A 10,143-nucleotide genomic window follows, 5' to 3' on the forward strand; every position below is an offset into this window, starting at 1 on the left:
CTTAAGTCATAAACTGTAAGGAGAAGGCATCGTTTTTCCTTATTGTATTTTTTAACCTCCTGATATTATGTCAGAAACTATTGATCGAGCGCTATAATTTAGAAAATCTATTTCGTTATCTGCAGGTGTAACCCAGGGAAAGTGAAGGGATGTGCTGATTTTTACAGCGTTAATAAATGCTGTGCAATCTGAGGGCGTCGGTTGTCGTAGCGTAAGGAGTTGGATGTCTGGCATTGTCTTGATGTCTTATTATTTTTAGTGTGGTATTTGGGAAGTTTATTAAATAACTTCCCTCGATTATGGCATATTGTAATTGTTAGCTAAGTATAAGCAGTTGAGCTGCTGCTTATTATTGTATATTCTGATTGGTTTTATTCATAGGATGGTGCGCTATCAAGTGTTGGTGGTGCTTCATCTGCAGTTTCTCTCATAAAATGTGCTAAAAGTAAGTCACTTGTTCTAGTTGCTGGATCATGAAGGTGTACAAAGTCTAAACCAACCTCTGGTTCTGCCAATTCAGCTTCAGGGACTGCGGGCCTACCTGGGTGGCGGATAAACTCAAAGGCTTCGTCACCTTCTTGATCACTTGCGGATTGTTGTTCATCGTCCCTGTCGGCAATCAGCGCTCTTATTGCTTCAATTTGTTCAGATGGTTCAGCAGATGGGCTAAGTGGGTGGGATAAGGGGCTGTCAGGTTGTATGGGAGAAGCTGTCGTTTCTCTAAGTTTAGGAATAAAGTCATCAGGGTGATCTACTTTAAGCGTTGAAAGTTCATCATCAGCCTGTAAAAATGCATCAGGTTGTAAGTGAAGCTCACTCAATGAAGTAGAGATAGGTGTAGAGTAACTAGGGCTGTCAACGCTAGGTGTTAATTGTTCGTCATCAGTTTGAGCATAAGAGCTGCTTAATGACAAAGGGTCTATTTCTTGAAGAGTGAAAATGTAATCATCAGGGCTGCGAATAATATGTCCGCTTGGATCTGGCTCATCTGTAGGTTCGAGAAAGTCGAGAGGTAATGCTAATTGCTTATAATTGCCTAGAATTTTGCGAAGAAGGCGTTTAATTCCGGGGCGCTTTCTTCCATTAGTAAATGGCATAAAGTGCAGTCGATATTGTTTATCACTGTGACTTTCAAGCTTTTGATTATGAAAATAGATGGCCTGAATAAGACTTTCAAACTCATGGCTTTTAAATTCTATGCGTTTGTCGTTATAATTCGGAAGTTCGTTGGTGAAAGTAATGCTAGTGGTCACTTAATTTCCTTATTTTTGTTGCTGAAAATATTTAAGTTGTAAAATTTCTTGTCTTTTTTATTTGGGCTCTATGCTATCGGGTTGAGGTAGCTCTTCATGAGGTTCAGCTGTAGCTGAGTCAAGCGCCATATCAGTAAATTGTTGATAAACCGGGGTGGGTGAATGTTTTGGTAGTCTTGCATCTAACTCTCTAAATGCATTCTCAGCATTTGAGCGTATCGCAAGCTGGATATCGCTTGATTTTGCACCAGGGAGGACATATTCATATTTTATTGCTACATCTTTATCTGCTTTCAGTTGTGTGAGAAAGTTAGCCATAACTATTGGTTTATATGATGTGGAATGGCCTATGATGGAGCCAGTACCAATATTCCAGCCTCCAGGAGTGTCAGAGCCAAAAAGTTTTCTAACAGCAGCAATACAAGCTTGCCGAATTACTGTGGGACTTGAGCCTGAAAGGGTCGCAAGCTCATTAATGACTTGTTGTCCAATATGTTCCTGTTTTGTTATTTTTCCAGTAAATAGATCTGATCCACCAAACCAGCCTCTGTGTTCTGACCTGCTACTTTGTATAGCAAAACGCAATGCTCGGCTGAATTTTGTAGGATTTTCTGCCAGTTTTTTTGCGAGGAAATCTGAAAAATGTGAAGGCATATTTTTCCTTGTTTTTAATTAACTTAGTTGTTTTAGCCCAGGCTTTTTGCTATGGCAACCACCGCAGCTGTGACAGTTACACCAACGGCAGCTTTAAAAAAAAGATCGGAGCACTTGGGTGGTGGTTTCATAGCGAGTTGACTAGAAGAATGATGAGAAAGTGTAGATAAGCGGTTAGCTGCTGCAGGTGGTTTAGAAGAAAAGCGGCGATACGGTGTAGAAGGACTACTCACTGTTAGACTATATTCAGTGTTTACTACAGGAGATCTAGGTAAGTCTGCTAAATCATGACTATGAGCTGTTGGCTTAGGAGAAAAGTGAGAGACTGTAGAAGGGCTGCTAGCTGCTCCTGCTATAGGCGGTGCAGGGGCATCGGCTAAATCATGACCATGATGATCTGGTGGTTGATAAGAAAAGTGAGGAGAAGAAGGAGTAGAACTACTTGGTGTTGGTCTATTTGTTGGGCTTGTGGCAAGCGGCATTTCCAGCTTGAAATTATCATCACTATCGTGACTATAATCTTCAGGTTGTGATGGGCGAATATCGTGTAGTAACTTTCCAACTCTTTCAATTTCTTGATCTGCTACTGCTTCCGCTTGCATATATTCTTCACTGGCTTTTCTTTCACGTGCGCCGATGAGTTCTCCTTGGCGCATTGCTTGTAAACTTTTTTGAATATCATCAGGGTCAGTGCCTGTGTTAGTCGCCTTTTCGGCTTTGGCTTTATCGTCTATATGGACACAAACCCAACCATCTGTTGCTGGATCTGGGTCTTCTGCTGTTGGTGATCCTGGAGATCTAGGCATATTGATCTTTCCTTGAAAATGAGAATTAATATGATTATTTATTAATCTATTTAAGTGACTATGTGGATATGTGGATATATAGAAATAAATAATAATTAATTTAAAGAATTAGCATGTATTTAAAAATTTAAATAGAGTCAATGATTTTATATGTGGTTTTGTATTTAAGCTCTCTCCTTAAAGCTTACTTGAAGTTGGTCCCCATCTTAGCACTTAAAATTTTAAGTTGTAATTAAGTTCACTTAAATTAATCGTTAAAATCAATCATATATTTTAGCAATTTTTTATTGGTCTTTTTAAGTTGTAATTATTAATTGTAAAAATAATATATCCTTTATTATATCTTCTATAGAGTTTGTTATTTAAATGTTATTATTCGTTATTATTTTATGAGTAGTGAGGCTATGTAGTCGTAAAATAAGGTCAGTCTTTATTGCTTAATATGCTCACTCGTTTCGTTATTATAACGGCTTGATGGCTTGTATTTGATTATCTTTGAATTTTTAAGTGATGGTGTTAAAGGAAAAAGTAAAATGAAATTTTTTATTAAAATAATAATGGCGGTTGGGTCTTTGATCCTATTATCTGCATGTGCAGGTGAGCCGACCAACTCACTAATGGCAAACCAGTGCCGTAGTGACTTACAACAAGCCTATCAAGATCTTGATTATGCACAGGCAAATAATTTTGAGAGTACAGTCAATTATACGCAAGCTATGACGTTGCTTTCAGCGGCTAAAGTTCAACAGGAATTTAACCAGTTTTCAAGCTGTGTAGCAAAGGTAAAACAGGCTAGAAGTTATATTACGATGTATGGCAGTGCTGATTAAAACTTTAATTTAGGTGAGGTTTATGCTAAATAAGCAGTTGGTTTCTCATAATTTGAATGCTGGTAGCTTTAATGACGCTTATAAAGTACGAGAAAAATTAATTTGTCAGCGTGGGGACTTAGAAGATATTTCAGTTGATGAACAAATCGAATTGTTGGCGTGTTTAGCTGAATTTCAGTTTGGACGTTATTTAATTGAGCATCGGGGACTCAATGGTTATTGGACGCAATATATATGGTACGTCATCCCAAATGTCGCGCAGCGCCAGGCTTAGATGCCTATGGCCGACCTTTATTGCCTTTAGAGCGATTCTTATTAGAAGAAGCGCCTATTATTTTAGCCACTCAACAGCGAGGTGAGATTTTTCAAAAGTTATTACAAGGGAAAATGACTGATTATGCTCAGTTTGCGTCCTTGCCATGTGGGTTGATGTATGATTTGGCGAGTTTAAAGCCAGCACTAAACTTTAAAGCTTATGGAATTGATTTGGACCAAGCTGCACTAGACTTGGCCGTCAAGGTTGCTCAAGCTTATAGTATTGACGCTGAATTGGTTTGTGAAGATGCATGGCAATTAAGCTTAAGTAATACATTGGATGTATTGTGTAGTAATGGTTTGACGATTTATGAGCCAGATGATGATCGTGTGCAAGTGTTTTATCAAAAATGTTATCAGGCGTTAAAGCCGAATGGGTGTTTGATTGTTAGTTTTTTAACTTTTCCTTTAGCTTACCCTGACAGTGAATGGGTGATTGATGAGGTGAATGTAGCTGCGGCACAGAAGCAACGTATTGTTTTTTCTGATATCATTGGCACTCAATTCCAGTGCTATCGTAGTTATGCGACGACTTATCAGCAGCTTGAAGAAGTAGGCTTTTCTCAAATAGAATTTATTGATGGTTATGCCAAAATTTTCCCAACGGTTGTCGCTTATAAAATATAAACTAAGCGAAGTACAGCTAGGTTGTATCTCTCTGGCTGTACTTTATGTTTGGTGTGTTTTAACTATTTCTATGAGGGCTTTTTCTTAGCAAAAGGTGCCTTATGGTAAGTGACTTGATAGGTGGCGATGGTATCGTTAGCAAGCGTTGTTAAGTCGAGTGCTTGGTAAGCTTGAATCATCACCTTAAGCGCACCTTCAACCGCTGGAGTGCGTGGGTATTCTTTTATTATATCCTGAGCGCGCGTTATGGCACCAATGTAGGCTTTTTTTTGTAAATTATACAAAGCAACGTTGAGCTGAAATTGAGCCAAGGCATTGCGCAAATAAATCATACGGCGCTTGGCATCAGTGACATATGGGCTATTTGGGAACTTATGAATAAAAGTATTAAAGTCCATATAGGCTTGTTTTGCCGTAGTGGTGTCATGCTCACTGATATCATAATAGAAGTAACGCTGGAGAAAGCTTGCACCTTGATCGAAGTTGATGACACCTTTCATATAATAGGCATACGATAAGCCTGGATTACGCGGATAGAGGTTAATAAAACGGTTGGCCTGTAACAGTGCTAGATCTGGTTTATCATCTTGATAATAGGCATAAATAGTATCTAGGTCACCTTGTTGGGCATAGGGGCCAAATGGGTAATGGGCATCTAGCTGTTGGAATTCTTTGACAGCGAGATCATAATCTTCCTCTTGTATATGGTTTGCGCCGCGTTGATAGATTTGTTCGGCATTGAGTGTGCCATAATCCACTTTCGGTGTGCTACTACAGGCGCTTAGTAATAGTGCACCAGCGCTGGTAGTTAATAAGGTCAATAATGTTTTTTTTGTTAAATAGTTCATGTTTAGTTTATGTCTGTCTATTCACATCTGTTGATGCCTAGTGTACCTTGTTCAGGCAATTTGGTCGATAGGAAGAGTGAGAGTGAAAGAAATCATTGATTTAACAGCGTCTATAGATGAATCCCATCAAGGTGAACGTATTGATCAGGTCTTGGCTGATCTATTTAGTGATTACTCGCGCTCACGATTACAAGCGTGGCTTAAAGCTGGGGCTATTTTGGTGGATGGTCAAACGTGGCGAGCTAAAGATAAAGTGATTGGTGGGGAAATGGTGACACTACATGTTGAGCGTGAGCTTGAAATAGTGGCGAAGCCGCAGCCAATAGACTTAAATATTGTCTATCAAGATGATGCCTTAATTATCATTAATAAGCCTGCGGGTTTAGTAGTGCACCCTGGGGCAGGTGTGCAAGACAGTACGTTAATGAATGCGTTGCTGCACTTAGACCCGGCGATTGCCACTGTACCACGAGCGGGTATTGTCCATCGTTTAGATAAGGATACTACCGGCTTAATGGTCGTTGCACGTACCCTAGAAGCGCATACGAAGTTGGTGGATGCCTTACAAAAACGTGAGATTCGTCGTGAATACGAGGCTGTGGTACAAGGCATCTTAACTGGAGGTGGAACGATAGATGAGCCGGTTGGCCGCCATCCAGTGCACAGAACGAAGATGAGTGTGGTTAAACCCGGGCAGGGTAAGCCCGCAGTGACGCATTTTAAGGTGTTAACACGGTTTTTGCAGCATACGCATGTGCGTGTTCAATTAGAAACGGGCCGTACGCATCAAATTCGTGTGCATATGGCACATCGGCGTCACGCTTTGATTGGGGATGGGACGTATGGCGGACGTTTGAAAATACCTGCTGGGGCAAGTGATGAATTAAAAAATATGATACGTTACTTTAAACGCCAGGCGTTGCATGCGTGCGAGCTCTCACTTGCACACCCGGTAACGGGTGAATTAATGACCTGGCAGGCGCCACTACCTGAAGATATGACGCAATTACTCATGGCATTAAAGCATGGTTAATTTCTAAGTATTAGAGCCTAGCTCTCGTCGCGGGCTCTTTATTATGAAACAGGTTTATACGTTGGGATTGAGCCTAAAAGTTACTTAACAGCGTTTGATTAGGTCTTAACCCTTAGATTTTATTGACTCTCAGCAGTAAATAACTATCTTTTTGACTTGGTGATTCAATCGAATAGCTTCTTGTTTATAGAAGAATCAAGTGAAATAAAAAATAATCTATAATTACATTAAAAATAATTTAATTATTACATGAATTTTACTCATGCTTTATTTATTAAATTATATTTAATGTCTATATTTATTAAATAAAATATATAGTGTTGTTGTGCTATATAGGCAGGGCAAATTGAGAAGCCTGTTGCTGCCAAGCTAAATTTAGCAGAAGCACTCTATTTACATAATTTACACAGCTTAAAGAGTATAGAAAAGAGAGGCTTTGGGCCTTATTAAACGTTGTTCGCCAGAACCTGATATTGTTATTTATTTTCATAATAATTAAAGAGTACGCTATGCCTGAATTTTTACATCAACAATTTAAGACAGTCCTTGATTTTGCAAAGCTAAGACGATTTGCTAAATTACAGCGTGGCGTTAATGCATCATTTATCAATATCAATATTGATGATCATGAATCTTATTTTACTTGGGGTATAGAAGGTTGTAAAAAGTTTTTTAAGCATATTACTGATTTTTTCACAAGTGATCACAGTGATGAGAGACAGCTGCATCTTGGCAAGATTAGTGATGATCGTCTTAGAACATTTTTACAGGATGAAAATAGGCATAAAAATACATTTTTAAAATTACAAGATTGGCTGGGCCATGGTACGCATACCATCAAGCACTATATTGCCAAAACGCTATTAATCGGAGCGGGTTCTTTAGCTGTTAATAAAGGGGTAAGTATCGCTGCCGGTGGCATTAAAGGTTGGGTTCTGGGTGCTCTGGCTGGGGCTGCTGCTGGATCGATTATCGGCAAAGCCTATGATGCAGCTGATCCATTAGAGACGCTGGTAGAGAAAATGGAGCACTTTATTGCAACGGATGTTCAGGAAAAGTTTAGCCATCATCATATCCAACTTGCCTGGAATAATCTTATTGCTAGCTTAGAAAGTGACCCATCACCAGAACGTTTGGAAAAGATTGAGCTCCTTGCTGCTATGAATGACTTACCTAAACCGTTACTGGAGAGCTGGGAGAGGATTGTAACACAACTGGTGGTGCAATTGATGCTGGGTCATCAGCTGACTGATGTAGCGCTGACAAAGTTTTTATATAATACCTTAAGTAAAGGCATTGCTACTTTGCAAGCGGTGAAAGCGGATGATCCAAGTATTGATCCGATTTATGCTCAAAGGTGCTTTTTAAAAACTGTGGCTAATATTTTAGCGGACCTATGTGTGAATAAAGACTTTAGCCTGTCTTCTTGGAATACGCATGCCATTGCTGCGATTATCACGCATATTCAATCTTCAGAGCAAATTTATAGTACGGGTGATCCTGCAATTGAGTCAGGCCATTATGCAAAGCTAAATCAACTCATTCAGTTACTACAAGCAATCAAAGATAAATCCGCTGATATTGTTATCCCCAGTGAGGAGGCACTGCTAAAGGCGGTTGGTCATTTAGAATATCCACTGGTCGGCGGTGAGGCCGGTCAAGCGCTAGCAGGAAAGTACCAACAGCTGCAAGAGCTGATTCAATCATTAACAAAAACCCGAGTAAAGCAGCTCAAAGATAAGTCTATTGATGCATACTTTAAAGATCGTTCAAAAGAAACAGAAGCCTTTTTAGTGGGTAAAAGCTTGTTAGGCATGTTGCCTATTGATCCGGCAATGCTGTATAGGGATGTTATTTCCTCTTATAAAAAACACTGTGCTAACCTGGTCAGGCGACTTACGGTTCATGATATGATTAATCATATCATGACAGCTGCGGATGTTGCTGGTCCGCTAGCCGAAAACCCTTATTCTCCTCTACCGACTCCACAGCCTGAGCATACAATAGTGTCAGGTGCACTGGTTGGCAGTATTTTTTTAGCTGAGCCACACTATATTAAAATCATTGGGACTCAACAGCGGTTTCGAGGCTGGCATTATCTTGACAATGTTGAGGATAAAGAAAAGATTAAAGTTGCTTATTTTGAAACCGTTGAGATTTCACCATTAGAGAGTACAAATGCGCGTAATGCGGTGTATCAAGGCTTGTATCGTGGCCAGCTTGCGAGCTTTTTTATTGAAAAATACGCGATAAGTGATGAGGTTGCGATTTCAGGTCATCAAATAAAAGAAGCGCTGGGTGTTAAAAATTTACAAAAATCAATTGAATTAACTAAACGAACGTTTGAAATTTTAGCGAAAGACAAAAAAGCGCATGTTGCACTTTTGGAGTATGCAAATTTAGTGATGAGTCAACTCGCTGAAATTAATCAGGCTTTAGGAAATAATAGCCAAATTTCAGAGCATTTTATTGCGATACAACAAGAGCAGATTGCCTCGTTGCAAACTTATATTAAAGAAACTCAAATTAAAGAGAGCCGTGAGCAACGAACACCAGAGTACATGATTTATGATAGTAAGACCCTAGATAAGGTTGCTGATTATTTTTCAATAAATAATCCTCGTCAAAAAGACATAATTAAAAATTATGATACTGACTATAGCTTTATTCATCTACAGGCACTGTTACAGATTAAGCTTGATAGTAGCCTACTATTTACAATGACTGATATCGTCAGCCAGCTAGAAGAGTTGGTTATTTATAGCAAAAAAATAGCAGAAATTTTACCAGAGGACTGGCAGTTTTGTAGCAAATTAACGGTTATAAAAAACGCGATTGCACAATTTATTAAAGAAAGACATGAGCTTATTGCCAGACAGTTGCAAGATGGTGATACAGTCATTGCAAAATCAGAGCTAGAGTTATTAACAAATTTATTGGTGAATAAAGATTTTGAAACATTAGTACGAAGTGTTGATGCTGGTAATAATATTTTTCCTGGTATGTTAAACACGCGTGCTACCGTAGGGGATGCGGGTATTATTCGTGCCGTTTTAACCACAGCTGTGCCGGCAACTGATTGGAAAAAAAGCTGGTTTAGTACTGCGGATTGGACATTAGAAGACTACTTAAAACAACGTGCGATTGATTATCATCCGGACATGGCTAAAGAGGTACTCAGTAAGTTAGTTTCGCCTGAGGCGTCACCCAAACGTTTACAAGATTTACTCGCGCACGGTAAAAATAATAGTCGAGGTGCTTCATTAGGCAAGGCGTTGGATGAATGTTTTGTGTTTTATGGTGAGCCAAGTAATGCTGCACAATCTCAGAGGCAGAGCCGTGTGGGGTTAGGCTGAAGATTTTGCTGGACACTTTATTTATAAATGTTAAGTAGGGTTTTACCGGCTTGTTCTATTCGCTGAAAGTGCTCAGGGTTGCCGCCATGGTCGGGATGATGTTGACTACGCAGTTGATTGAAACGCTTTTTTATTGTTAATTTGTTGGCTGTGTGGTCTAGACCGAGTTGCTTTAAAGCAGAGTGTTTATTATCGTTATAGTCTGCTTGGTTTTTATAGCGTTGCCAAAATTTCTGAATAAGGTCATTTACATCACCTTTTGATGTGTGATGAAGGTGATTTAGATTTAAGTAGTAATCACGTAAAGGGTCATAGAGGGCTGGTATAGCGCTCGATCAACAGTTTCTGACATACTATCAGTAGGTTAAAAAATACAATAAGGAAAAACGATGCCTTCTCCTTACAGTTATGACTTAAGAGT

At 39.3% G+C, this 10,143-nt stretch carries 10 protein-coding genes; 5 read left to right on the top strand and 5 right to left on the bottom strand.

The genetic code is table 11. From position 1 onward, the window contains the following. Positions 1–371 precede the first annotated feature (371 nt). From C200_RS01705 to C200_RS01715, 3 genes are read right to left on the bottom strand one after another with little or no spacing between them, the layout of a single operon-like run. The gene (locus C200_RS01705) at positions 372–1,253 is read right to left on the bottom strand and encodes a hypothetical protein (RefSeq protein ID WP_016210885.1); all 882 of its coding nucleotides are present in this window, start codon (positions 1,251–1,253) and stop codon (positions 372–374) included. A gap of 57 nt (positions 1,254–1,310) precedes the next feature. After that, positions 1,311–1,907, bottom strand: coding sequence for a hypothetical protein (locus C200_RS01710; RefSeq protein WP_016210892.1), 597 nt, complete (start codon positions 1,905–1,907; stop codon positions 1,311–1,313). A gap of 32 nt (positions 1,908–1,939) precedes the next feature. Next, positions 1,940–2,713: a hypothetical protein gene (locus tag C200_RS01715; RefSeq protein WP_016210891.1), complete on the bottom strand. Its 774-nt coding sequence runs from the start codon at positions 2,711–2,713 to the stop codon at positions 1,940–1,942. Between the two features lie 533 nt (positions 2,714–3,246). On the opposite strand from C200_RS01715, the gene C200_RS01720 reads away from it, so the two are divergent. From C200_RS01720 to C200_RS14145, 3 genes are read left to right on the top strand one after another with little or no spacing between them, the layout of a single operon-like run. Continuing rightward, positions 3,247–3,543, top strand: a complete 297-nt coding sequence (locus C200_RS01720; protein WP_032126206.1) for a hypothetical protein — start codon at positions 3,247–3,249, stop codon at positions 3,541–3,543. 22 nt (positions 3,544–3,565) lie between these two features. Then, positions 3,566–3,817, top strand: a complete 252-nt coding sequence (locus tag C200_RS14410) for a hypothetical protein (RefSeq protein WP_016210888.1) — start codon at positions 3,566–3,568, stop codon at positions 3,815–3,817. Then, entirely contained in the window at positions 3,778–4,485 is a 708-nt protein-coding gene (locus C200_RS14145; protein ID WP_016210883.1) for a class I SAM-dependent methyltransferase, read from the top strand. Before C200_RS14410 ends, C200_RS14145 begins: the two co-directional genes overlap by 40 nt. 68 nt (positions 4,486–4,553) lie before the next feature. Here C200_RS14145 and C200_RS01730 read toward each other — a convergent pair whose 3' ends face one another. Then, positions 4,554–5,333, bottom strand: coding sequence for an outer membrane protein assembly factor BamD (locus tag C200_RS01730; protein ID WP_016210886.1), 780 nt, complete (start codon positions 5,331–5,333; stop codon positions 4,554–4,556). Positions 5,334–5,415: 82 nt separating this feature from the next. Here C200_RS01730 and rluD point away from each other — a divergent pair, with 82 nt between their 5' ends. Together rluD and C200_RS01740 are read left to right on the top strand one after the other, a co-directional pair. Further along, positions 5,416–6,366, top strand: coding sequence for a 23S rRNA pseudouridine(1911/1915/1917) synthase RluD (rluD, locus tag C200_RS01735; RefSeq protein ID WP_016210887.1), 951 nt, complete (start codon positions 5,416–5,418; stop codon positions 6,364–6,366). A gap of 509 nt (positions 6,367–6,875) precedes the next feature. Further along, positions 6,876–9,722, top strand: coding sequence for a hypothetical protein (locus C200_RS01740; protein WP_016210889.1), 2,847 nt, complete (start codon positions 6,876–6,878; stop codon positions 9,720–9,722). Between the two features lie 17 nt (positions 9,723–9,739). On the opposite strand, the gene C200_RS16650 is transcribed toward C200_RS01740, so the two are convergent. After that, positions 9,740–10,048 carry a DNA-J related domain-containing protein gene (locus C200_RS16650; RefSeq protein ID WP_129556636.1) on the bottom strand — a complete coding sequence of 103 codons (309 nt, stop codon included), beginning with the start codon at positions 10,046–10,048 and terminating at the stop codon, positions 9,740–9,742. Positions 10,049–10,143 lie beyond the last annotated feature (95 nt).

The sequence above is a fragment of the Piscirickettsia salmonis LF-89 = ATCC VR-1361 genome, from assembly GCF_000297215.2.
GTDB classification, from domain to species: Bacteria; Pseudomonadota; Gammaproteobacteria; order Piscirickettsiales; family Piscirickettsiaceae; genus Piscirickettsia; species Piscirickettsia salmonis.